At 69.9% G+C, this 23,004-nt stretch carries 19 protein-coding genes; 8 read left to right on the top strand and 11 right to left on the bottom strand.

The window, feature by feature from the left end:
* The first annotated feature begins 8 nt into the window (after positions 1–8).
* From ACU6WY_RS01570 to ACU6WY_RS01555, 4 genes are all read left to right on the top strand, one after another.
* Positions 9–1,499, top strand: coding sequence for a glycosyltransferase family 2 protein (locus ACU6WY_RS01570; RefSeq protein ID WP_483820729.1), 1,491 nt, complete (start codon positions 9–11; stop codon positions 1,497–1,499).
* A complete protein-coding gene (locus tag ACU6WY_RS01565; protein ID WP_483820728.1) occupies positions 1,496–3,505 on the top strand; it encodes an ArnT family glycosyltransferase in 2,010 nt (669 codons plus the stop codon). The genes ACU6WY_RS01570 and ACU6WY_RS01565 overlap by 4 nt, the downstream gene beginning before the upstream one ends.
* Positions 3,506–3,568: 63 nt before the next feature.
* On the top strand, positions 3,569–4,459 hold the full coding sequence (locus ACU6WY_RS01560) for a DUF4397 domain-containing protein (RefSeq protein WP_483820727.1): 891 nt from the start codon (positions 3,569–3,571) through the stop codon (positions 4,457–4,459).
* Positions 4,456–6,069, top strand: coding sequence for a class F sortase (locus tag ACU6WY_RS01555; RefSeq protein WP_483820726.1), 1,614 nt, complete (start codon positions 4,456–4,458; stop codon positions 6,067–6,069). The genes ACU6WY_RS01560 and ACU6WY_RS01555 overlap by 4 nt, the downstream gene beginning before the upstream one ends.
* 38 nt (positions 6,070–6,107) lie before the next feature.
* Here the strand turns inward: ACU6WY_RS01555 and ACU6WY_RS01550 are convergent, their stop codons facing one another.
* From ACU6WY_RS01550 to adhP, 6 genes are all read right to left on the bottom strand, one after another.
* A complete protein-coding gene (locus ACU6WY_RS01550) occupies positions 6,108–7,130 on the bottom strand; it encodes a zinc-dependent alcohol dehydrogenase family protein (RefSeq protein ID WP_483820725.1) in 1,023 nt (340 codons plus the stop codon).
* 89 nt (positions 7,131–7,219) lie between these two features.
* Positions 7,220–10,078: an aminotransferase gene (locus ACU6WY_RS01545; protein ID WP_483820724.1), complete on the bottom strand. Its 2,859-nt coding sequence runs from the start codon at positions 10,076–10,078 to the stop codon at positions 7,220–7,222.
* Between the two features lie 83 nt (positions 10,079–10,161).
* Positions 10,162–10,965 (bottom strand): DUF1206 domain-containing protein, encoded by an 804-nt coding sequence (locus ACU6WY_RS01540; RefSeq protein WP_483820723.1) that lies wholly within the window; start codon positions 10,963–10,965, stop codon positions 10,162–10,164.
* A gap of 16 nt (positions 10,966–10,981) precedes the next feature.
* Entirely contained in the window at positions 10,982–11,659 is a 678-nt protein-coding gene (locus tag ACU6WY_RS01535) for a phosphatase PAP2 family protein (protein WP_483820722.1), read from the bottom strand.
* Between the two features lie 55 nt (positions 11,660–11,714).
* On the bottom strand, positions 11,715–12,584 hold the full coding sequence (locus ACU6WY_RS01530; protein WP_483820721.1) for a hypothetical protein: 870 nt from the start codon (positions 12,582–12,584) through the stop codon (positions 11,715–11,717).
* A gap of 120 nt (positions 12,585–12,704) precedes the next feature.
* Positions 12,705–13,766, bottom strand: a complete 1,062-nt coding sequence (adhP, locus tag ACU6WY_RS01525) for an alcohol dehydrogenase AdhP (RefSeq protein ID WP_483820720.1) — start codon at positions 13,764–13,766, stop codon at positions 12,705–12,707.
* A 138-nt stretch (positions 13,767–13,904) separates the two neighbouring features.
* On the opposite strand from adhP, the gene ACU6WY_RS01520 reads away from it, so the two are divergent.
* Positions 13,905–14,741, top strand: coding sequence for a universal stress protein (locus ACU6WY_RS01520; RefSeq protein WP_483820719.1), 837 nt, complete (start codon positions 13,905–13,907; stop codon positions 14,739–14,741).
* Between the two features lie 70 nt (positions 14,742–14,811).
* Here ACU6WY_RS01520 and ACU6WY_RS01515 read toward each other — a convergent pair whose 3' ends face one another.
* A complete protein-coding gene (locus ACU6WY_RS01515; protein ID WP_483820718.1) occupies positions 14,812–15,345 on the bottom strand; it encodes a pyridoxamine 5'-phosphate oxidase family protein in 534 nt (177 codons plus the stop codon).
* A 121-nt stretch (positions 15,346–15,466) separates the two neighbouring features.
* On the opposite strand from ACU6WY_RS01515, the gene ACU6WY_RS01510 reads away from it, so the two are divergent.
* The 3 genes from ACU6WY_RS01510 to ACU6WY_RS01500 all read left to right on the top strand — a co-directional run bounded on the left by ACU6WY_RS01510 (position 15,467) and on the right by ACU6WY_RS01500 (position 18,726).
* Positions 15,467–17,188: a sensor histidine kinase gene (locus ACU6WY_RS01510; RefSeq protein WP_483820717.1), complete on the top strand. Its 1,722-nt coding sequence runs from the start codon at positions 15,467–15,469 to the stop codon at positions 17,186–17,188.
* Positions 17,185–17,820 (top strand): response regulator, encoded by a 636-nt coding sequence (locus ACU6WY_RS01505; protein ID WP_483820716.1) that lies wholly within the window; start codon positions 17,185–17,187, stop codon positions 17,818–17,820. The genes ACU6WY_RS01510 and ACU6WY_RS01505 overlap by 4 nt, the downstream gene beginning before the upstream one ends.
* Positions 17,821–17,895: 75 nt before the next feature.
* Positions 17,896–18,726, top strand: coding sequence for a universal stress protein (locus ACU6WY_RS01500; RefSeq protein WP_483820715.1), 831 nt, complete (start codon positions 17,896–17,898; stop codon positions 18,724–18,726).
* Here the strand turns inward: ACU6WY_RS01500 and ACU6WY_RS01495 are convergent.
* From ACU6WY_RS01495 to ACU6WY_RS01480, 4 genes are all read right to left on the bottom strand, one after another.
* A complete protein-coding gene (locus ACU6WY_RS01495; protein WP_483820714.1) occupies positions 18,668–19,123 on the bottom strand; it encodes a hypothetical protein in 456 nt (151 codons plus the stop codon). The genes ACU6WY_RS01500 and ACU6WY_RS01495 overlap by 59 nt on opposite strands.
* A gap of 218 nt (positions 19,124–19,341) precedes the next feature.
* Complete coding sequence (locus tag ACU6WY_RS01490; protein WP_264632334.1) at positions 19,342–20,100, bottom strand: N-acyl homoserine lactonase family protein; 759 nt, start codon at positions 20,098–20,100, stop codon at positions 19,342–19,344.
* 20 nt (positions 20,101–20,120) lie between these two features.
* Positions 20,121–20,759 (bottom strand): HAD family hydrolase, encoded by a 639-nt coding sequence (locus ACU6WY_RS01485; RefSeq protein WP_264632335.1) that lies wholly within the window; start codon positions 20,757–20,759, stop codon positions 20,121–20,123.
* The gene (locus ACU6WY_RS01480) at positions 20,756–22,924 is read right to left on the bottom strand and encodes an outer membrane protein assembly factor BamB family protein (RefSeq protein WP_264632336.1); all 2,169 of its coding nucleotides are present in this window, start codon (positions 22,922–22,924) and stop codon (positions 20,756–20,758) included. The genes ACU6WY_RS01485 and ACU6WY_RS01480 overlap by 4 nt, the downstream gene beginning before the upstream one ends.
* Between the last annotated feature and the right edge of the window lie 80 nt (positions 22,925–23,004).

Here is a 23,004-nt window from a genome sequence, read left to right as displayed (position 1 = left end):
CCTTCGTGATGCCACGATCGCACGCCCCCCTGACCACGTCCGCGTCCGCGGAGGTCGATCCGACCCCCGAGCCGCTGTTGACCCCCGTTGCCCCCGCCCCCGTTCCGCAGCCGGGCGAGATCCCGCTCCCCGCGGATCCCGGTGCCGCGCTGACCGGAGGGATTCTGCCCGACTGGTCGATCGGCGAGTGGTTCGGCTACGGGGGCATCATTGTCCTGGCCCTGCTCCTCACGATCGTCGCGGCGACCACCCTGTGGTGGATGCTGCACGCCTGGCGCTCCGCCGATGACCTGCGCGCCACCCAGTTCAGCTCGTCGCCGCGTCCCGCCCGGCACCGTTTCACGCTGCTTGTTCCGGGACGTCATGAGGAGGAAGTCCTGGGGCAGACGCTGGATCGTCTCGCGCAGCAGGACCACCCCGAGTTCGAGATCATCGCGATCGTCGGTCACGACGACCCCGGCACCGAGCTCGTCGCCCGCCAGGCGGCAGAGCGTCACCCCGACCTCATTCGGGTCATCGTCGACGACAGTGTGCCGAAGAACAAGCCAAAAGCGCTGAACCTGGCACTGCAGACCGCCACGGGCGACGTCGTCGGTGTGTTCGACGCCGAAGACGAGGTGCATCCGGGCCTGCTCACTGTCGTTGATTCGAAGTTCCAGGAGACCGGCGCCGATGTCGTGCAGGGCGGGGTTCAGCTGATGAACTTCGAGACGAGCTGGTGGTCGCTGCGCAACGTCCTGGAGTACTACTTCTGGTTCCGGTCCCGACTGCACTTCCACGCCCGCTCGAAGTTCATCCCGCTCGGCGGCAACACCGTCTTCGTCACCCGGGAGCGCCTGGAATGGTCGCACGGGTGGGATGACCAGTGCCTGGCAGAAGACTGCGAGCTCGGCGTGCGTCTGTCCAGCGACGGGGCGAAGGTCGTTGTCGCATACAACCCCGAGTACGTCACCCGCGAAGAGACGCCCCCGACGCTCGTATCGCTGTACAAGCAGCGCACCCGCTGGAACCAGGGCTTCCTGCAGGTCTTGGGCAAGGGCGAGTGGAAAGCGCTGCCGACTCTTCGCCAGCGGATGTATGCCCGCTACCTGCTGAACATGCCGTTCCTGCAGGCGGCCACCGGCATCCTGATTCCCATCTCGCTCGCCTTCATCCTTCTCGTGAAGGTACCCACCCCGGTCGCTCTGATCACCTTCCTTCCGCTCGTGCCGACCGTCATCACCCTCGTCGTCGAGGCCGCTGGCCTCGCCGAGTTCGGTCGGGTCTATGAGCGGAAGGTCCGCGTCCGCGACTACGTCCGGCTCGTGCTCGGTCTCGTCCCCTACCAGGTGTTCCTCGCCGCGGCCGCCGTCCGTGCGGTCGTCCGTCAGCTGCGCGGAGACGGCAGCTGGGAGAAGACCGAGCACACGGGCGCGCACCGCGACGCCGATGCGGACGCCCCTCCCCGGGAGCACGTGGCGATGTCCGTGCCCGTCGTCGCATCGGAGGTGGCCCGATGACCTCGACGCTCGATCGTCCGTCCCGCACGGGCGCCATGTCCACCGTCGACACGGGGGACGCAAGTCAGGTGCGCAGCAGCCGGACGTGGCGCGATCGACTGGTGGATGCCGCCTGGCTTCTGCCCGTGCTCGTCGTCGGTCTCGTTGTCAATGCCATCAACCTGGGCGGATCGCCGCAGCGCATCGACGACGAGGGCACGTATACCGCGCAGGCCTGGAGCATCGGCAATCTCGGCGAGCTCACCCACTACACCTACTGGTACGACCACCCGCCCCTCGGGTGGATGCAGATCGCCGGGTATGCGGGGCTCACCGGTGCGTGGGATCGCTACGACATCGCCGTCGTCGCCGCGCGCGAGGCCGTGCTCGCGGCCACCGCGATCGCTGCCGTGCTGCTGTGGTTGCTCGTTCGCCGCATTGGTTTCGCCCGCCCCACTGCCTCCGTCGCGGTGGCCCTCTTCCTTCTCTCTCCCCTGGCGGTGCAGTTCCACCGTCAGGTGTACCTGGACAACATCGCCACCGCGTGGCTGCTTGCGGCCCTGCTGCTCGCGCTGAGCCGACGACGGCAGCTGCTCGGGTACGCCGCAGCGTCGGCGGCGTTCGGGGTGGCCGTGCTCACGAAGGAGACCTACCTCCTCGCCCTCCCGCTGTTCGCCTGGTTCCTGTGGCGAGGCGCCGATCGCACGACCCGCCGTTACACGCTGTCGGTCGCTGCGTCCGTCCTCGCGCTGATCGGCCTGACGTATATCGCCTTCGCCGTCGTCAAGGGCGAGCTGGCCCCGGGAGAGGGACGTGTCAGCCTGTGGGATGGTCTCGCCTTCCAGCTGGCAGCGCGCGAGGGCAGCGGGTCGCTGTTCGACCCGGAGAGCGTCCTGTCACGCACGGTCGGTCTGTGGTGGCAGCTCGATCCCGTCCTGATCGTGACGGCGCTCGCGGGGTCGGTCGCCGCACTGTTCGTGCGTCGTCTGCGCCCGTGGGCGATTGCGCTGCTCGCCCTGACGGCGTTCATGTTCCGCGGCGGGTACCTGCCCGTCCCGTACGTGATCATCCTCATCCCGCTCGCGGCGATCATCGTCGCCGGGCTCGGTCAGGTCGCCCTGGAGGCCGTGCGTGCACGATCGACCGACCGTCACGTCGGGCTGCGCCGACTGGGCGGCCTGGTGGCCTCGACGGGCCTGATCGTCGCGCTGATCGCGGCCGCTCCCCTGTGGGCCGCACAGCTGAGGGGATTCCTGCTCGCCGACCTCGACCGCCCTCTCCGCGACGCCGAAGCCTGGATGGTCCAGAACGCCCCCGGCGACTCCCGCACGCTGGTCGACGACGCCATGTGGGTCGACCTCGTCGACGCGGGCTTCACCCGCGAGGACGTGGTCTGGTACTACAAGGCCGACACCGACACCGACGTGCAGGAGCTCGCCCCCGACGGCTGGCGCGACTACGACTACGTCATCACCACCGACTCCATGCGGACCTTCCCGACGGAGTTCCCCACGGTGCGCCAGGCCATCGAGAACAGCGTCGTCGTGGCGACCTTCGGCGAAGGCACGCAGCAGGTCGACGTGCGGGCTATCGACGCGGAGCAGTCCGCTCTCGCACAGGCCGCCGACGGCGACCTGTACGCCGCACGCTCGGTCGCGGGGCAGCAGCTGCTCCAGAACCCCCAGATCGGCTTCCCCACCCCCGAGCAGGACCTGCTCACCTCCGGCGTCGTCGACGGCCGCATCCTGCTCTCGCTCGGGCAGCTCTCGTCGAGCGGCCGCGTCGATGTGGCCTCCCTCGTCCCGCTAGACGGAGACCCGTCCGGCGTGCATCGCCGGCTCGTCATCAGCTCGTTCGCGGGCGAGGATGCGCGGGGAGACGCGGCCGGAGCCGTCGCGGTCGAGCGATTCTTCACGTCGCTCTCCGGCTCGCTGCGGCCACTGTCCGTGGAGCGCGGCGACGCGGGCGTGACGATCACCTTCTCGACCGACGAACCGACCGAGCTCCTTCCCCGTCCCACCCCCTGATCGAGGCGCGCGTGAGGACCGCGCCCGCAGATGATCCCCCTCCCCCCGAAGAAAGGATCCCCCATGATCAACACGACCTCCCCCCGCCGCCCCTCCACCGGCTCGGCCCGACGCGGCCTCGCCCTGGCCGCGATCGCGCTCCTTCCCGCGGCCGTCGGCGTGGCCACGGCCCCCGCTGCCCTGGCCGCTCCAGCCGAAGCCGAGGGGTGGGCCCGTGTTGCCCATCTCTCGCCGGACACGAAGTCTGTCGACGTCCAGATGACGGCACTCGCCGGCGGCGCCGTCGTCTACGAACTCGACGATGTGGCCTACGGCGCGGTGAGCGACTACATTCCGCTCGCGCAGGGCACCTACATCATCTCGATGGTGCCCTCCGACGCGGCCGACGATGCCGAGCCCGTGGTCGAGCAGTCCGTCGACGTGACCGACGGAGACCCGGTCACCGTCGCCGCCTATGGACGTAACGCCGACCTGCGGACGACGGTCTTCGAGGACGACCTCTCCGCTCCCGCCGAGGGCGAGGCGCGGGTCCGTGTCGTCCAGGCCTCGACCGTCGAGTCGAGCGTCGACGTCGACACCACCGAAGGCCGCCCGATCGCCCGCGGCGTTCCCACCGGCACGGCGACCGACTACGCGTCCGTCCCCGCCGGCTCGTGGGATCTCGAACTCACGGGCGCCGACGCCACGACGGCGTCGGCCGTCGACCTGCCCGCGGGATCGGTGTCGACGCTGTTCGTCCTGGACACCGCCGCCGGGGCGCTGACCGCCCAAGCGATCACCGACTCCGCGACCCTCTCCGACATGCCGATCGGCGGCATCCACACCGGCGGGGGCGGCACCGCGACGAACACGACCGCCCCGGTCGGCGCCGCGGTGGGCGTGGCGGCCCTCCTCGGGGGCGTGATCGCGACGACGGCCATCCTGCGCCGTCGCGCGGCCACGACTCGCGCATGAGACGCCTCCTGCGGACCGTCTCGGCGGGCGCGGTCGTCACCGCGCTCGCCCTCGGGGCGTCGGCCTGCGCCGCGCCGGCCGAACCCGACAGCGAATCCAGCGACGACACGGCGGCGATCGCCTCGGCGTTCCTCGACACCTACGTGGACGACGGTCGCGTCGTCCGCCGGGATCAGGGCGACGATACCGTCAGCGAAGGACAGGCCTACGGCCTTCTTCTTGCGGTCGCTGCCGACGACGAGGCGCGCTTCGACGAGATCTGGACGTGGACGACGCAGAACATCCAGCGCGAGGACGGGCTGCTGGCCTGGCAGTGGGCGGACGGGGCGGTCAGCGATGAGCAGCCGGCCTCCGACGCCGACCTGGATGCCGCGCGCGCCCTGGTCCTCGCCGGCGACGCCTTCGGACGCGACGATCTCCGCGAGGCGGGCGTCGCGGTCGGCGAGGCTCTGCTCGACGAGATGACCGCCGAGACGGAGCTGGGGCGGATTCTCCTCCCGGGGCCCTGGGCCACCGCCGCGCCGCACGCGTACAACCCCTCGTACGCGTCGCCGGCCGCCTACGCGGTGCTCGATCGCGCGTCCGGCGACGCGCGGTGGGAGGAACTGGCATCCGGCAGCCGTGCCGTCACGGCGGCACTTCTGGAGAAGAACGCGGTGCCGACGAACTGGGCGACGGTCGCGGCCGATGGCGCGGTCGCGCTCGCGGGCGGCGCGGACGGGAGCGGCGAACCCCGCTTCGGTTACGACTCCGCCCGCCTGTCGATCCGGTACGCCGAATCCTGCGACCCCGACGATCGCGCGCTCGCGGCTCGCGTCGCGGCGGCGCTTCCGGACGACGATCGCCTCGCGGCCGAACTGGATGCCGGCGCGGGGGCGGTGACCGGCGATCAGCACGCGGTCGCGTACGCCGCGCGCGCGGCAGCCCTCGCCGCGGACGGGCAGACGGATGCCGCCGCCGCCGACCTGCGACGGATGAGCGAGACATCGGCCTCGACCCCGACCTACTACGGCGACGCGTGGAACGCCCTGGCCACGGTCATGATGAGCGACGACGTCCTCGCCGGGTGCCCCCCGTTCGATGCCCCCACCACCGATGCCCCGGCCACCGCCGGGGCATCGGGCGGGGCCGGCGGGCTGCAGGATCCCGTGACGCCGGCGAAGACCTCGACCGCCACCCCCGTCCACATCTCCATCCCCACCATCGGCGTCGAGTCCGACCTCATCACCCTGGATCGCGGCCCCGACGGGTGGATCGAATCCCCCCGGGAGTACGACGACGTCGGCTGGTACGAGAAGGGCGTCGTCCCCGGCGCCGTGGGCCCGGCCGTCATCGCGGGGCACGTGGACTCCCCCACGGGACCCGCGGTCTTCTTCGACCTGCCGCGTCTCACCCCCGGCGACGTGGTGTCGGTGACGCAGAGCGACGGGGCGACGATCGACTTCACGGTGACCGGTCTTCAGACGGTCGAGAAGGAGACCTTCCCGACCTCGTCGATCTACGCCCCGGTGCCGACGCGCGAGCTGCGGCTCGTCACCTGCGGGGGCGCGTGGGATGCGCAGTCGGGCCACTACGTCGACAACATCGTCGTCAGCGCGGTCGCGGCCTGAGTCGGTCGAGGCTGGCTCGTCCGGGGCCGCCGAGCCACTCAGGGAATCGTCAGCAGGACCTTGGTGGCGCGGCGCTCGTCCATCGCCCGGTAGCCCTCGGCCGCCTCTTCGAGCGGCAGGCTCAGGTCGAACACCGCGCCCGGGTCGATTTTGCGGTCCCAGATCAGCTGGATGAGCTCCGGCAGGAAGCGCCGCACCGGGGCCGGACCTCCGTGCAGGTGCACCGCCGAGCGGAAGAGCTCCTGCCCCTGGAGAGTGACGTCGTGCGAGACGCCGACGAAGCCGATGTGGCCGCCGGCCCGGGTGGAGCGCATGGCCTGCTCCATGGACTGCTGGGTCCCGACTGCCTCGATGACCGAGTGCGCCCCCAGACCGTCGGTGAGCTCCTTGACCTTCGCGATGCCCTCGTCGCCGCGTTCCTCGACGATGTCGGTGGCGCCGAACCGCCGTGCGAGCTCCTGCCGGTCGGCGTGACGCGACATCGCGATGATGCGCTCGGCGCCCAACTGCTTCGCGGCCAGGATGCCGAGCAGGCCCACCGCTCCGTCGCCGACCACCGCCACGGTCTTCCCGGGGCCGACCTCGGCAGCCTCGGCCGCGAACCACCCGGTGCCGAGCACGTCGGAGGCGGCCAGGAGCGACGGGATGAGGTCGGCGTCGGGCTCGCCGGGGGTCGCGACGAGCGTGCCGTCGGCGTGGGGGATGCGCGCGAACTCGGCCTGCGTGCCCATGCGTCCCATCGGCACCACGTGCACGCAGCGGGACTGGTACCCGGCCTGACAGATCTCGCACGTGTTGTCGGATGCCATGAACGAGCCGACGACGAAGTCGCCGACCTTCACGTTCTGCACCGCTTCGCCGATCTCGGTGACCACCCCGACGTACTCGTGGCCCATGGGGGTGGCATCCACGTCGTCGGCCCCGCGATAGGGCCACAGATCCGAGCCGCAGATGCACGAGGCGGACAGGCGGATGATGGCATCCGTCGGCTCTTCGATTCTCGGGTCGTCACGGTCCTCGACGCGCACGTCTCCGGCGGCGTGCATGATGACTCCACGCATGGGCTGCTCCTCTCGGGCGGAAGGGTGTCCCTCCGGTCTACTCCCCTCGGCGCACCGGGCGAGCGGGCTTGCGTCGCGAGCGGAACCCGCTAGAACCCCGTCGTCAGCACGCGGTCGAGCATGTCGGCGAAGTAGTCGGCCGACTCCCGCGTGAGGCACAGGGGCGGCTTGATCTTCAGAACGTTCTGGTGATCGCCCGTGGGCTGCATGATCACACCGAGCTCGAGCAGCCGGTCGCAGATCGCGGCCGTCTCCTCGGTGGCCGGCTCGAGGGTCTGGCGGTCGCGCACGAACTCCAGGCCGAGGTACAGCCCCGCCCCGTGCACGGTGCCGACGAGGGGATGCCGCTCCCCCAGCGCCTCGAGGCGAGCCTTGAGGTGTGCACCGACGACGCGCGCGTTCTCTTGCAGGCCCTCGTCCTCGATGATGTCGAGGATCGTCGAACCCACGACGGAGGAGAGCGGCGATCCCCCTGTCGACGAGAAGAAGTACCCCTGCGTGCGGTAGCGATCCGCGATCGCGCGGCGGGTGACGACGGCCCCGAGCGGGAAGCCGGCGCCGATCGACTTCGCGACCGCGACGATGTCGGGCACGACCCCCTGCTGCTCGAAGCCCCAGAACCACGAGCCCAGGCGTCCGTACCCGACCTGCACCTCGTCGGCGATCGCGAGACCGCCCAGCTCGCGGACGGCCTCGTACACCTCCCGCAGATACCCCTCGGGCAGAGCCACCCCGCCCGCGTTGCCGTAGAACGTCTCGCTGAGGAAGGCCGCTGGCGCGTGCCCGTCGGCGGCGAGCGCGCGCAGCCGCGCGACCGCCTCGGGCGCGTAGGCCGCGGCATCCGTGCCCCGGTGACGACCGCGGTAGGAGTTCGCGGCATCCACGGTGTGCACCCAGTCGGGGCGGGTCTCGAGGGCGTTCGGGTTGTCGGCGATCGAGGTCGACACCGCATCGCTGGCGTACGTCCAGCCGTGGTACGCCTCGGCCATCGCGACGACGTCCGCACGCCCGGTCGCGGCCAGGCCGAGCCGGATCGCGAGGTCGACGGCCTCGGAGCCGGAGTTGACGAAGAACACGGTGTCGAGTTCGTCGGGGAGCAGCGCCGCCAGGCGCTCGCCATACTCGGTGATCGCGGCGTAGTGGAACCGCGAGTTGGTGTTGAGCAGCCGCGTCTGCCGCGACACGGCGGCGTGGATCCGCGGGTGCGCGTGCCCGACCGAGGCGACGTTGTTGACCATGTCGAGGTACACGCGACCGTCGACGCCCACGAGGTACTCCCGCCAGCCCCGCTCGATCCGCGGAGGCTGCGCGTAGTAGTGCTCCTGCACTTCGGCGACGACCGCCTCGCGGCGCGCGAGCAGGTCGTCCGTGAGCGCGGCGGGCGGGGTGACCCCGAGGGCGGGCGTGGCGTCGCCGACGACGGCCCGCCACCCGGGCAGGTCGCTCGGGCGTACGGCGTCGGGCACGTCGATGCCCGGCGCGGTCAGCATCACCCGCGTACGCGTGCGCGCGGGAACCTCGGCCGAGGGCGCGAAGATCCGCAGGATGCCATCGCCCCCGCGCACCACGATCTCGCCGTCGCGGTGTTCGGCGTCGGCCGGGAGCACGAGCGCGGTCGCCTCGGCGAACCACACCGAGGCCGCCGTCGGGGCCGTCGCGGGTTCCTCGGGCGTGCGCGCGGGAGCGCCGAGCAGCGTCGGCGTCAGGGCGGGGAGCACCACGGCATCCGCCCCGCCGTCGAGCAGGCGCTGCGCCGCCCTCTCGAGCGCGTCGCCGTCGATCCACGCCCCCTCGTCGGCCAGCGGCGACAGGGTCGTGGCATCCAGAACGACCGGGCGCAGGGCCCCCGGCAGGATCGGCGCGGTGCTCCACGCGGGAGCCGCAACGACCTCACGGCCGAGCGCGCGGCGGATCCGCGCCGTCGCCACCTCGACCGGCACAGCACCGGCTCGGCGCAGGATCTCGAACTCGCGGTCGAGGGCGCCGCTGGCGTAGTCGTTCGCGTCGTCGAGGCGCACCTGCTGGCGACCGCTCAGCACGAGCACGACACCGCGGAGCACGACGAGGGGCCACAGGGCCGTGATCTCGTCGTCGGAGAGCGGACGCCGCCGGTCGAAGGCGGCGATCGCCGGGAGGGTGGAGGCGTACGTCGCGCCGTCGTGGTGGAGCACCGACGACACCGTGACCGCGATCTCGCCCACCGCCCACGAGTCGATGACGTCGCCGAAGTCGATCACCGCGTCGGGGAGCGTGCCCACGCCGTGCGGGCGCAGCACGTTGTCGTCGGTGACGTCGAAGTGCCCGAGCTGGCGCGGCAGCCGCGCGGCCACCGGGCGGAGGGCGGCGAGCGCCGCGGCGGTCGCCTCGGCGCAGACCGCGCGCACGTCGGCATCCGGTTCGGTCCGCGCGATCTCTTCGATCACGCGCTCCGCATGCCGGAGATCCCACTGCAAGACCCGGCCCGACGCGGGGTGCGTCTGGTCGGCGAGCGCGACGCTCACCGCGGCGGCGAGCTCACCGAGGCGCTCGACCACGCGCGGCGCGAGATAGCCCGAGCCGGTGAGCGTCGACCCCGACACGAACGAGATCACCCGGGCGTGCAGCCGGCCCTGGCTCGTCTCCCACCAGCCGGTCATCGGGCCACGCGGGCCGACGACGATCTCGGGGATGCGCAGCGTCGGCTCCGCCCGCGCGACGGCGTCCGCGGCGGCATCCTGCATCTCGATCTCGGTCTCGCGGAAGACCGGGTTGCTGATCTTCAGAACACCGAGCGGCTCGCCACCGCCGGGCGGGCGGACGAGGAAGTTCTGATCCTGCTGACTCCCGAGGCTCTGCAGCTCCACGTCGACGCCGTAGACGTCGCGCAGGAGAGTGGCGGCCTCCTCCGCCGGCAGCGTCGGGGTCGGCAGCTCGCCGCACGAGAAGTAGTCGAACAGGGTGTCGGTCATGGGGGCTCCATCGGCCGCGGAACGGGTGACGAAGAAACCCTATGACCGACACCGTCGCGCCGAGAACGTGCGGCGCACGGGTCTCACATGCGCGCGTAGCGTGCCCGGGCGAAGCAGAACAGTCCGTACACGATGAGCCCGGCGCCGACGAGCCACAGCACGACCTGGCCGAACGGCAGGGCGGCGAGCGAACGCAGTGCCCCGTCGAGGCCGCTCGCGGCACCCGGGTCGTGCGTGAGGGCGGCGACCACGAACAGGATGCCGGCCACCCCCACCGCGATGCCCTTGGCGACGTAGCCGACCGTGCCGAACACGCGGATGCCACGCCCCGCCGTTCCGCCCGGGATGATCAGGTGCTTCTCGAACGCCCGCGTGATGCCGCGCACGACGAAAGCGACGCCGACGGCCGCGACCACGAGTCCCACGACCACGAGAAGCGCGACCCCCGCCGGAACGGCGAGCAGCTGTGCGCTCAGGGTCTGCGATGACTCCGCCGAATCCGACTGCCCGCCCAGGGCGACGGTCGCAGCGGTACCCGCGATGGCACCGTAGGCGATCGCGGTGCCGACGAACTTCGCGCGGTGCGCCCAGCGCTTCTTGGCATCCGGATCCTGCTCGACCACAGCTTCGGTGATCTGCCACACGGCGAGCGCGGCGAGGCCCACGACGATGGTCCACAGCAGCAGGACGCCGCCGGGCGCGGAACTGACCTGCGAGAGGGCCCCGCTTTGATCGGCGTTCTCTCCCCCACCGCCGGTCGCGATCGAGATGGCGATCACGCCGATGAGCAGGTGAAGCAGGCCGAGGACCACGTAGCCGATGCGCGCGGCGATCTCGAAAGCGCGGGAATCCTGCGCGCGATCCGCGGCGGACGAGGGAGATGTCATCCGGGAACGTTAGCGTTCATGCACCATCGACAGCAGACGGTTGCGCTCGGCGCTCGCGGGCCACCTCAATCGCCGCCCACACCAGCGTCGCCACGACGATCCCCTCGAGCGCGCCGGCCACGACGTCGGAGAGCCAGTGGGCGTGCAGGTAGGTGCGGCTCCACATCATCAGCACGGCCCACGCTCCGCCCACGATCCAGACCCACCGCCGCCGGAGGATCAGCCCCAGGGTCACCACGATCGTCGTCGCGACCGCGGTGTGCCCCGAGGGGAAGGAGGTCGCCACGGTCTCGGCGAGCGAGTGCTCCGGCCTCTGCCGCGCGATCACCGCGGCCATCGGGGCGCCGATGGCAACAACGAGAGCAAGGGATGCCGCGACGTTCAGCGCGTCCCACGGGCGGTGCCGCGCGAGGAACAGCGCCGAGGTCGCCACACCGATCACGATCATGCCGATCGTGCCGCCGCCGACCGCCGGCACCCACGCGACGATCACCCCGACTGGCGACGCGAGGTCCGACATCGCGGCATCCCACCACACGTCGATCGGCAACGGCGCCGGCCTCGAGATGGCCACGACCAGACGCAGCGCGACGAAGGCGACCGTGGCCGTGACGGCGACGACGAGCGCGTGGGCGCGGCGGGCGTCGGGATCGACGGCCGGGGCCGGCGGGGTGTCGTCGATCGTGACATCCATTCCTCGATCGTGGCAGGGCGCGTCGTCGTTGACGTACCGCTTGCGTCCCGGTGGGTCAGTTCCCCCGGAAATCGACGCCCGCCTGGGCGATCCGCAGTCCCGACGCGCGGATCGCGGCCTCGATCTCGTGCGCGTGTGCGGCGCCACCGCCGATTCGAACGGACGGAGCCCCGTCGCCGCCCGCGCCATCCCAGAAGGTCGTCACGCCGTACTCATCGACGAGCCTGCGCAGCAGGTCGGCATAGCGGGGGCCCTCGCCTGGGCCGACCACGACGGACAGGGCGACGGAGTTGACGTTGACCTCGGCGTCGAGTCCGGCGGCCTGCCGCAACTCGTCCACGCGCGCCACGAACGGCAGCACGTCGGCGATCGTTCTCCCCACGTCCGGCGTGTCTCGCGCGAAGAGGCGACCGGTATCCCCCACCGCAAGCTCCACGGCTCGGCCGGGAGCGATGCGGTCCAGCGCGTCGACCGCACCCACCGCGTCCAACCGGAAATCCGGACATGCCGGGCCCGTCCCGGATGCCACGCGCTCGGCGAACATCGACACCTCCGCCCCGCCGGGGGTGCCGACGACGAGCCCCCACGTGACGGGGTCGGGGTAGTCGGTGGCGCAAGCGGCATCGAGCACCGCCGGCAGAGCCGACCGTTCCAGGGTGACGGTCACCGTCGACATCGGGTTCGAGAAGGTCGGCGCCTCGACCCAGCGTTCCTTCGCGACCGCCGTGACGCCGGGGAGCGCGACGACCTCGGCTTCCAGCGCGTCGAACTCGGCGCTGGGGCGGTCGAAGTGCGTCTCGTCGCTCATCAGGCCAAAGAGGACGACGGCCACCCCACCGAGGACGACCACCGCCGCGACGAGAACCGTGAGGCGAACGACGCGCCACGGCGAGGGCGTGCGCGGCTGCGCGGGTGCGATCGTCATACTGACCTCCCCGGATGCGAGTTCTCGAGGCCAGACTAAGGCGACAACGCAGACGACACAGCGACCGCGCGAGGAACCCGTGGGGAACGGGCGCCTCGCGCGGTCAGCTGGTCGCGACGTCTACGAGGCGTCGTCGGTGGCCTCAGGCACAACGGGCACGAGATCAGCCGTGTGGTAGGCGAAGACCAACCGGGCGGGCACGCTTCCGGCCAGCACCTCGTCGACCGAGCGGTTGACGTCCGCCAGGTCGCGGCTCTCAGTGATGACCCGGGTACGTCCGAGAGCGTGCAGGGCGAACACCTCGGCGAGATCCTGACGGGTGCCCACGATCGAGCCGATGATACTGATGCCCTTGAGCACGGTGTCGAAGATCGGCACGGTCAGTTCGCCGTCGGCCGGCAGCGACACCAGCACGAGTCGGCCTCCGCGGTTGAGCGAGTCGAACGCCTGACGGAACACCGCGGGAGCGACGGCCAGAACGATCACGGCATCCGCTCCTCCGTACTGCCGGATCGCCTCCACCGGATCCGTGGTGCGTGCGTTCACCACGTGATCCGCCCCCAATTCGGAGGCGAGCCGCAGCTTGTCTTCGGTCACGTCGACGGCGATCACCTTCGCCCCCACGAGGCGCGCGTACTGCACGGCCAGGTGACCGAGCCCGCCGATGCCGAACACGGCCACGGTCTCTCCGGGTGTGATCCGGGCGTTCTTGACGGCCGCGTAGGTCGTGACGCCCGCGCACGTCAGAGGCGCCGCGTCCATCGGGGTGACGCCGTCGGGCACCGGCACGGCGAATCGCGCGTCGGCGAGCATGTACTCGGCGTAGGCGCCATCGACGCCGTAGCCGTTGTTGAATTGCTGCTCGCAGAGGTTCTCCCGCCCGTCGACGCAGTAGCGGCACTCACCGCACGCGTGGCCGAGCCAGGGCATCGCGACACGCTGTCCGACGGTGCGCGTGGTCACCCCGGCACCGAGCTCCTCGATGATGCCGACGCCCTCGTGTCCGGGCACGAGCGGGAGGCTCGGCTTCACCGGCCAGTCACCGTTCATCGCGTGGATGTCGGTGTGGCACAGTCCGCAGGTCTCCAGTCGAACCAGCACCTGTCCCGGCCCGGGCTGCGGGAGCTCTCGCTCCTCCACCTTCGCGGGCGAACCGAATTGTTCGACGACTGCTACTCGCATGACCTCTCCTTCGATCGTGGCCTACGACGAGTCTTCGCGGCCTGCGGGGGCACCGGCGGGTCGAAGGTCCCGTCGGAATCGGTCGGTCGGCGGCACCGTGAGGTGTAGCCGACGAACGGCGCGAGCAAAGGAGCGATCATGAGCGAGACCATTGCGGTCGGTGTGACGGATGCCTCGGGAGCCCAGCGGGCCCTCGAGTGGGCGATCGAGCGCGCGGTGGCGCGACGGGAACGACTGTTGCTGGTGTCCGTCGTGGGTTCCGGCAGGGGCGTCGGCGGGGAGGAACCGCTCCTCGATCACGCGACACAGGTGACCGAGAAGATGCTGGAGTCCGCAGCGGCGCAGGCTGACGCCGCCGGAGCGAAGGCCGAGACGCTGATCGAACGGGGAGATCCCGTCGCACAACTCCTCGACGTGTCGCAGCGCGTCGACCTGCTCGTGCTGGGCAGTGACTTCGCGAGGGGCGGGTCGCGGCTCCGCGGAGTGCGCGGGGTGCGGATCACCGCCGCGGCGCAGTGTCCCGTCGTCGTTGTTCCCGACGACGACCTCGACGAACGCACGGGCGTCGTGGTGGGGGTCGACGGCTCGGAGGCTTCGGAGAAGGCCGTCGCGTTCGCCGCGGCCGAAGCGGATCGCCTCGGTGAACCTCTGACCGCGGTGATGACGTGGTCGCCGGTTCCGGTGCCCTTCGAGATGGACGATTACCCGGAGGACTACCTGGACCGCATGCAAGATCTCTCCACGGAGGCGCTGGCGATCGCGCTCGCCGGACTGCGGCAGGATTATCCGGACCTCTCGGTGACGACCGTGGTCGAATCCGGGTACCCCGCGGCGGTGATCGCGCGCACGGCCCATCACGCTCGGCTGCTCGTCGTCGGCAGCCACGGGCGCGGGGCGATGGCGCGCTTCCTGCTGGGCTCGACCAGCCAGGCACTTCTCGGGCAGTTGCCCACGGTGACGGCCGTCATCCGGTGAGCGTCGGCGCATTCCGGCGGCGAGGGCCTTCCGCCCGCGTCGCCGGAGTCGCGCGCGTCCCCGGCGGCGGCTACTCGTCTGCCAGCGGCGTGAAGCTCGGGATCGGGTGCGGCCGTTGGGCCGTGGGGGAATGCGCCTCGGGCGTCGACGTGAGGATCCGCGATCGCCCGGGGGTATCCGGCTCCTCGTCGGCACGCTCCCGGAATCGGCGCCCCGTCACGCTCTGTGGGTGGATGCCAATGACGTAAGGCTTGGGCGTCGGGCTCATCGATCGCAGATGAGTCTCTCTGCTGCTGCGGATCTCGGCATCCACGACGACCCGCGCCGCGTGACCGCGCACGACGACGCTCCACCAGAGGTCTCCGTCCTGCCCGTCGACTTCGAAGGCGACCGTCGGACGCGTGCGCAGCAAGCGCAGCTTGGAATCATTGGCACTGCGGATGTAGAGAACTCCGTCCCGGCTGGCGAAGTTCACCGGGTAGATCAGGGGTTCGCCGTCAGCGCCGACGAGCGCCAGTCGCCCGAGGCGCTGCGTCTCGAGCAGGTGCCAGCACTCGGCAGTAGTCAACGCGGTCACGGGCGCGGTCGTCGGCTTCTGGCTCATGAGGGGCCTCCTCTCCCCAGTCCATCGTCCGAGACGGCATCCGGGCAGGCCGAAGGTCCTGTCGTCCTGGTCTGAGCGCGGACGGGGTCGTAGATTTGAGATCTGGGGAGAGGGGCTTTTGATGACGGGCGAGAACCACCTGTCGTTCCCCGATGCCCCGCGGGTGGAACTGGACGGGGCCATCGCGGAGCTGATCGCTCAGGCGGAACGAGTGCAATCCTCACAGGGGCGTCTGCGCGGGCTCTTGCGCGCGGTAGAGACCGTGGTCGGAGAGATCGAGCTGCCCGTCGTTCTGCGTCGAGTCGTGGAGGCGGCGGTCGAGCTCGTCGATGCCGAATTCGGCGCGCTCGGCATCATCGGTGCGGACCGGTCGTCGCTCGACCAGTTCATCCACGTCGGGCTCACCCCGGCGGATGCGGCGGTGATCGGGCATCTTCCGCGCGGCCGCGGCCTTCTCGGGGCGGTGATCGAGAACCCCGAGCCCATCCGGCTGAACCATCTCACCGCCGATCCTCGCGCGGCGGGCTTCCCGGCGCATCATCCGCACATGGACTCCTTCCTCGGCTCCCCGATCACGGTCCGCGGGGAGGTGTTCGGCAACCTGTATCTGACGAATGCGCGTCGTGGCTCCTTCTCCGAGGAAGACCAAGAGCTGGTGCGGGCTCTGGCATCCACGGCGGGATTCGTCATCCAGAACGCTCGCCTCTTCGACGAGGCGCGCACTCGCGCCACATGGACGACGGCGACGGCAGAGCTTTCCGCGGCGATCCTCTCGACCCCGCCAGACCAGGTCTTCGACCTGATCGCGGGACGCGTCGTCGAGCTTTCGGCGGGCGCACGGGTGACGATCATGGTTCCGACCGACGACGCCGCCGTGCTGCGCGTCGTCGCCGCCCGCGGTTCCCACGAACTGGAGGTCCTCGGCACGACGTCGTCCGAGAGCGGCAGCATCGCGGGGACGGCGATGGACGACGGTGGCCTGCGGGTCGCGACCGCTCCCCTCGTGTCAGCCTCGCCGGATCCGACACTGTTCGCGATGGACCAGGAAACCGGGCCGGCCATGGCCGCGCCCCTGCGCACGCGCCAGCGCACGTGGGGCGCGCTCGTCGTCGCGCGAGCCCCCGGCGAGCGCGAATTCACCGCGGTAGACGTGGACGTGCTCGGCGATCTCGCCTCACAGGCGAGCATCGCCCTGGAGCTCTCCCGCGCCCGCAGCGAGCAACAGAAAGCAATTCTCAGCGACGAGCGGGCGCGCATCGCCCGGGATCTGCACGACCACGTCATCCAGCAGATCTTCGGAGCCGGACTCACGCTGCAGTCGCTGTCCCTCACCCTGTCCGAGCCGCAGGATCGGAACCGCATCGACGAGGTCATCGGCCACCTCGACGATGCGATCAAGCAGATCCGGACGGTGATCTTCGCCATCTCGGCTCGCGATGGGAGCTCGCTTCGCCACCGGCTCATCGATGTGGTCGCGGAGGCTTCGGGCTCGCTTCGGCGACCGCCCGCGTTGCGATTCTCGGGCCCCGTCGACAACACCCTCACCGGCCCGCTGGCGGAAGATGTCGTCGCGGTCGCCCGCGAGTTACTGACCAACAGCGTGCGACACGCGCACGCGCACAGCATCTCGCTCGACGTCGACGTCACCGAGCACACCGTGTCGGTGACCGTCAGCGACGATGGCACCGGGATCCGCAGCGATCGCCGGAGCGGTCTCAGCAACCTCGCCGAGCGGGCGACCGGACGCGGCGGCTCGCTCACGCTCGATACGGGAGCGACCGGCACGCGCGCCCAGTGGCGGGTTCCGCTCGCTGGTTCCGAGAAGGAGGGAACGGCGAAATGACGAGAGTCTTCCTCGTCGATGACCACGAGATCGTGCGTCGGGGTCTCGCCGACCTCATCGGCACCGCAGCCGGGATGGAGGTCGTCGGCGAGGCGGGGACCGTTCACCAGGCGCTGGCCCGCATCGAGGCTGCCCGACCCGACGTGGCCGTCCTCGACGTCCGGTTGCCCGATGGCAGTGGAATCGACCTGTGTCGGCAGATCCGCTCGTCGATGCCCGACATCGCGTGCCTGATCCTCACCGCCTACGACGATGACGCCGCCACCTCTGCCGCGGTCATGGCGGGGGCGGCGGGATACCTGCTGAAAGACATCGCGGCGATGCGGCTCCTCGACGCCATTCGCGCCGTCAGCACGGGGCGCTCGCTCCTGAACACCGAGGCTGCTGCTCGCGCCGCGTCGCACCTGCGCGAGCGCTCCACCGCCGACGACCCCCGGCTGGGATCCCTCGGTCTCCGGGAGCGCCAGGTGCTTGCCCTCATCGCCGACGGGCTGACCAACCGCCAGATCGGCGAACGACTCGGGCTGGCCGAGAAGACGATCAAGAACTACGTGTCGTCGCTCCTGACGAAGCTCGGGATGGAGTCGCGAACCCAGGCGGCCGTCTTCCGGCTGGGGCACCCCGAGATCTGAGTCGCGGGACCTTGGGCCCGTCGGCCCCGGCAGCGACCCTCCTACGCTCGGGTCGTCAGGAGGGAGTCAGACGCCATGGACAAGGTCATTCTCGGGTACGACGGCAGTGACGCGTCGGAGGCCGCGTTGGAGTGGGCCGCCCACCGAGCGCGATTCGAGCGCACCGAACTCGAGATCGTTCTGGTGACGAACATGTTCTCGTCGGACCGACAAGAAGCAGACAAGACTCTGGATGCCGCAGCCCGCCGGTGGCGCAGCCTCGTTCCGGATGTACCGGCAGACGTGAGGCGGCTGAATGGGCTCATCCCGGGCACGCTGACGAACGCCGCGCGGGACGCCGACCTCCTGGTTCTCGGGGTTCATCCCGGATCCCGGGTACGGACGATGCTCAACGGATGGGTGCCTCTGCGCATCGCCGCGCGTTCTCGCATCCCGACAGCACTCGTTCCCGCCGGGTGGTCGGCAACCGACGAACCGGTGACCGTGGGCGTGGATGACGACGACTCCTCGATGGCGGCGCTGCTGTTCGCGGCGAAGACAGCCTCCGTCCAGGGCCTGCCGCTTCGCGTCATCCATTCCTGGCTCATGGGTACTCCCGAACTGCGCGGAGCCACCGCCGTGCGACTGAGCCCGGGCGAGATCGCGGAGGCACACGAACGCCTCCTCGACACCGCTGTCGCGCGCGTCCGCGAGCGGCATCCCGACGTCGTCGTCTTGCACGAGCTGGTGAGGGACAACCCCACGTCCGCGTTGACGCGGGCCGCCGAGCGCAGCAGCACGGTCGTCATCGGCACGCACGGGCGGGGCGTCGTCGCGGGCGGCTACCTCGGGTCGATCGGGCTGGACCTCATCGGATCTCTGCGGCGCCCGATCTGCGTCGTCCCGACGACCGGACATCTGCGGTGACGAGCGGGATGCCGACGACGACCAGCGTCACCTGGAGGAGAGCGATCGCGAAGTAGAGCGCCTGCAGGAAAGAGAAGGGGATGTAGATCATCTGCACGAAGATCCAGACGAACATCACCAATCCGGCGCCGGCCGAGACGAGGGGCGCGGCGACGGATCGGCGCACCTGCATCACGCACGCGAGGCCCTGAAGTGCCCCGACGAACACGAGCAGGGCGAGGCCCGGGATGAGGTACGAGGAGAAGGGCGACCCCGCGAGGTAGTCGGCCGGGGGGTTCCAGCTCGACTCGAAGCCGGGATCGAGGGAACCGACGATGAGAATCGCCCCGCCCGCGACCGCCGTGAGAGAGACCATCGCGTGCAGACCGACCAGGATGCCGCGCAGAACACCGTTCACCGTCGTGCCCCCTTCGCCGGATAGCTCGCCGACGGGGCGACCACGATGGGGCACCCCGCGCGCCAAAGGATGTCCTGAGCGACGGACCCGAAGTAGCCCCCGGCGAGGACCCCTTCTCGGTTGTGGGGTTGACCGTTACGCGGCGGTATTCTGTGACCGCTTGGTGGCGGGTTCAACCTATTCCGAGTGCCAACGGTAACGAAATGGCCCGAGTTTGTTCAGTTGTATGGGGTGCCCGTGTAGGCGAGTTTCTGCCATTGCTCATCATCGTGCATCACCCAGATGTCTGCGTTCGCTTGTGCCGCGATTTCCTTGATGCGCTCAACGGATTGGTATGCGGCGTCGGTGTCCAGGTCGACGGGGCTTGGAACGCCTTCCATATTTGTGTGGGTGTGCGCCGCGTCTCCGACGATGACGAAGTTCCGATTCTGGAGTTTCACGAGGGTGGTGAGTTGGCCGGGCGTGTGCCCGGGGGTGAGGAAGATCTGGATGCTGCCGTCTCCGAAGAGGTCGAGATCGCCGGTGATTTTTCGCCAGGCTGTGTCGGGTACTTTGTCGAGGTCGTCGGTACCGAAGAAGAAGGCGTAGAACGGGATCGGGTTGTACGCGTACTCCAGTTCTGCTTCAGCGATGATGACTTTCGCGTTGGGGAACAGATAGAGACCTCCGGTGTGGTCGAAGTGGGCGTGAGAGATGATGACGTGAGTGACGTCGTCGACGCTGAATCCGGCTTTTGCGATTTGCTCGTCTACGCGGTTTCCGGGCGGGCATTCGAACGGGAAGACCGCGTGCGCTTCGTAGATCGCCCCCGGGCCGGGCGCATCCCACGCCCGGGGGTTCAAGCCGGTGTCGATGAGCACGAGGCCTTGTTCATGCTCGATGAGGAACGTGGGCAGCGGCATCTTGATCGGGCCGCTGTCACCGAAGTGGACGGCGCTCTTGTCAGCGTTCATGATGGCGCCGTCGAGGGGCCACATGCGTAGTGCGTGGGACATTGTTATCTCCTTTGGGTTGTGGTCATCGGGTGAGCCAGGACTGACGGCAGTTCGTCGAACGTGGTGAGCACTGCCGTGGCCCCGGCTTGGCGCAGGATGCCGGTATCGGTGTACCCGCGGTCGACGGCGATGGGGGTGTATCCGGCGGCGCGAGCGGATTGCATGTCGTAGACGGTGTCACCGAAGTAATAGGCGTGCGTTTCGTTTCCGCGGCGCGCTCGGAGGACGGCGATCTTGTCGGGGGCAGGCGCGTCGACCGAGTCCCAGATGTCGTCGAGACCGAGCGCGTTCATGTCGGTGTGGACCGAGCCGGCAGCCGCTGCGGACACGACGCCCAGTCGGGTTCCCGCCAGCGCGAGGGCGCGGAGAGTGTCGGTGCCCTCGCGAGCCGCCGTGGTTTTGGCGGTCATCTCGTGGTTCCATTCGCGTTCGGCGGCGGCGGTGTCGGAGGCGCCGAGGCGTTCGAACATGTGACGCATCGGGAGGTGGAACTCGCGTGCGAATCCATCGGCGTCCAGGCGTGGCAGGCCTCGGCGGTGCAGCACGCTGTTGAGTGAGCCTTGGGCGCGGTCGGCGTCGAGAACGACGGTCCCGTTCCAGTCAAAGAGAACGACCGCGGATTCTCGGGTTGATTCGGTCATGCAGACACCTCGGCGCGGGCGCCGGGATTGTTTGTCGTACGGGCGAGGAGTGCCGGTGTGGAGAGCGCGATCACAATGCCGTCGGTTCCGACGGTGAGGAGAAGGTCTCCCGCGACTGTGAGCTCCGCGGCCAGCGGCGAACCGATCTGCGATTTGCTGAGGAGGTTGCCGTCGAGGTCGAAGACGCGGATGAGGCCGTCGAGGCCTGGCAGCACGAGTCGATCGGCGATGAGGGTGGGCGGTGCGATGACGGGGTGTGGTGCCTTGCTGTAGGAACGCATGGGGAAGGGTGCCTCGCCGGTGATTTCGCGATCCCATCGGATGTCGCCGGTGGTGTGGTCGAGCATGAGCAGCCCGTGTCCGGTGGCGGTGACGACGTATCCATTGGGTGTGACGATCGGGCTTGCGGGGCTGAAGGCGCCCGGATGCGCGGTAACCCATTCGATCGCCCCGGTTTCGCGGTCGACGCGGACGGTGTGAGCGAATGCGGGCATCAGGACGGCGTCCTCGGCGGCGTCGTAGGTGGCGGTGCCCATGATCAACAGCGCTTTCAGTGCCGTGAAGAGTTCGCCGGAGTCGTCCCCGGTCGCCCATATGTTCTCGCCGGTGTGGCGATTGAGGCCGACGGGGTGCTGGGGGGTGGGCCAGAAGCCCATGACGAGGAGATCGTCGATGATCAGCGGGCGGGAATGGTTGACGAGGTTGTGGTGCGGGGCGATGTCGGTGCGGCGCCAAAGCACGTCGCCGGTGGCTGCGTCGATGGCGCGGAGGTCGGCCTGGTCGCCGATGTAGATTACTCCATCGTGCACGGTGGGGGCGTTCCAGGCGAAGCGGCGCAGCGGGTCGCTGGAGGGGAGCATCCATCGCCGTTCGCCGGTGGCGCGGTCGAGGCCGTGGACATCCCCTGAGACGGTGGCGGCAATGACCGCGTCGCCCCAGACGACGGGGGCGGTCTTCACGGCGGACTCGATCTCGGTGGTCCAGACCGGGGTGCCGGTAGTAAGGTCGAGAGCTTCGACGAACCCCAGGGGCTCGTCTTCGATCTGTGCGCCGGCGAAGACGATCTCACCGTCGACCGTGACGTTCTGGCGATGGCCGGCGCCGTGAAGCTGCGCACGCCACACGATGGCGTCGTCAGCGGGTGTGTCGTGGCCGGCGGGCGCGAAGGTCGCGCGACTGGTGTCTCCGAGCGGCGCCGGGTCGGGAACCATCGTGACCGTCTCGGTGTGCAGGGTGATCTGTTCGCCGTCCCAGATGACCCGTCGGTACGCGGGCGGGGTGTAGTCGAGGCCGGCGAAGAAGGTGGTGGGGCTGTTGACGTGCAGGGTCCCGTCGACGCGGACGACGCGGGAGGTGTGCCAGTGGCCGGAGAATGCGGCGATCGGCTGCCAGGGCGCGTGTTCGAGCAGTGAGCTGCCGGGCTGGTCGTGGAACAGCAGCATCCAGGGGCTTCCGGGCTCGCGGACGGCGAGGTCGGCGTTCAGCCAGGCGTTCTGCAGGTCGTGGTCGTGGCCCGTCTCGTGGCTGTGCCAGTCCATGGCCACCACGTGGAGGCCCGGGATGTCGAAGCTGTACCAGCGCGGGCCGATCATGCGTTCGTAGAGTGCCGGGTCGCCGGTGTTGGTGAGGTAGTTGTTGCGGCTGATGATGCTGCCGTGAGTGCCATTCATGTGGTCGTGGTTGCCCGGGACGACCCGCATCGGCAGCGGGCTCTTCGCGACGGCATCGGAAAAGGCTTCGAACTCTTCCGCGATGCCGTGGTCGGCGAGGTCGCCGGTCACGAAGATGGCCTGGGCGGCGGGCGCTCGGTCGGGCAGGGAAGCGAGGAAGGCCGTGAGTTCTGAGGGGATGCTCCCCTCCGAGTACAGGCCTGAGTTCACGGCCTCGACCGCGGGGATGGTCAGATGCGTGTCGGTGAGGTGGATGAACTCATACGGGAGCGTCTGCTCTCGGGGCTCGAGAACGAAAGCGAGCTGCGTGTCATCCGCGGCCGGCAGCCACCAGGTGCCGGTCGAGTACCCCGCGGGGACCGTGACGGTGACGAACGGGGTGGCCGCCGGCAGCTCGAATCGACCATCGGCGTCGGTGAGCACGACGTCTCGGCCGTTGCTGACGGCGACATCGGCGATGGGCGTGCCATCCGGGGTGGAAACGATGCCAAGCATGTGAACTCCAAAAGAAGAGGATGGGGCCACCGCACACCGAGAGGGTGTGCGGTGGCCGGTGAGCTGACTGCTCAGTGCTG

It is taken from the genome of Microbacterium sp. ZW3a (genome assembly GCF_057167165.1).
Note: the sequence above shows the minus strand (reverse complement) of the source record. Positions and strands in the feature narration are given on the sequence as shown.

Bases quoted from the DNA above. Each gene is read 5' to 3' on its own strand.
- ACU6WY_RS01535 (WP_483820722.1), bottom strand. From the start codon at position 11,659: ATGGATGTCACGATCGACGACACCCCGCCGGCCCCGGCCGTCGATCCC.
- ACU6WY_RS01510 (WP_483820717.1), top strand. From the start codon at position 15,467: ATGACGGGCGAGAACCACCTGTCGTTCCCCGATGCCCCGCGGGTGGAA.
- ACU6WY_RS01545 (WP_483820724.1), bottom strand. From the start codon at position 10,078: ATGACCGACACCCTGTTCGACTACTTCTCGTGCGGCGAGCTGCCGACC.
- ACU6WY_RS01540 (WP_483820723.1), bottom strand. From the start codon at position 10,965: ATGACATCTCCCTCGTCCGCCGCGGATCGCGCGCAGGATTCCCGCGCT.
- ACU6WY_RS01500 (WP_483820715.1), top strand. From the start codon at position 17,896: ATGGACAAGGTCATTCTCGGGTACGACGGCAGTGACGCGTCGGAGGCC.
- ACU6WY_RS01505 (WP_483820716.1), top strand. From the start codon at position 17,185: ATGACGAGAGTCTTCCTCGTCGATGACCACGAGATCGTGCGTCGGGGT.
- ACU6WY_RS01530 (WP_483820721.1), bottom strand. From the start codon at position 12,584: ATGACGATCGCACCCGCGCAGCCGCGCACGCCCTCGCCGTGGCGCGTC.
- ACU6WY_RS01515 (WP_483820718.1), bottom strand. From the start codon at position 15,345: ATGAGCCAGAAGCCGACGACCGCGCCCGTGACCGCGTTGACTACTGCC.
- ACU6WY_RS01490 (WP_264632334.1), bottom strand. From the start codon at position 20,100: ATGTGGCCCCTCGACGGCGCCATCATGAACGCTGACAAGAGCGCCGTC.
- ACU6WY_RS01520 (WP_483820719.1), top strand. From the start codon at position 13,905: ATGAGCGAGACCATTGCGGTCGGTGTGACGGATGCCTCGGGAGCCCAG.
- ACU6WY_RS01550 (WP_483820725.1), bottom strand. From the start codon at position 7,130: ATGCGTGGAGTCATCATGCACGCCGCCGGAGACGTGCGCGTCGAGGAC.
- ACU6WY_RS01560 (WP_483820727.1), top strand. From the start codon at position 3,569: ATGATCAACACGACCTCCCCCCGCCGCCCCTCCACCGGCTCGGCCCGA.
- ACU6WY_RS01565 (WP_483820728.1), top strand. From the start codon at position 1,496: ATGACCTCGACGCTCGATCGTCCGTCCCGCACGGGCGCCATGTCCACC.
- ACU6WY_RS01555 (WP_483820726.1), top strand. From the start codon at position 4,456: ATGAGACGCCTCCTGCGGACCGTCTCGGCGGGCGCGGTCGTCACCGCG.
- ACU6WY_RS01570 (WP_483820729.1), top strand. From the start codon at position 9: ATGCCACGATCGCACGCCCCCCTGACCACGTCCGCGTCCGCGGAGGTC.
- ACU6WY_RS01480 (WP_264632336.1), bottom strand. From the start codon at position 22,924: ATGCTTGGCATCGTTTCCACCCCGGATGGCACGCCCATCGCCGATGTC.
- ACU6WY_RS01485 (WP_264632335.1), bottom strand. From the start codon at position 20,759: ATGACCGAATCAACCCGAGAATCCGCGGTCGTTCTCTTTGACTGGAAC.
- adhP (WP_483820720.1), bottom strand. From the start codon at position 13,766: ATGCGAGTAGCAGTCGTCGAACAATTCGGTTCGCCCGCGAAGGTGGAG.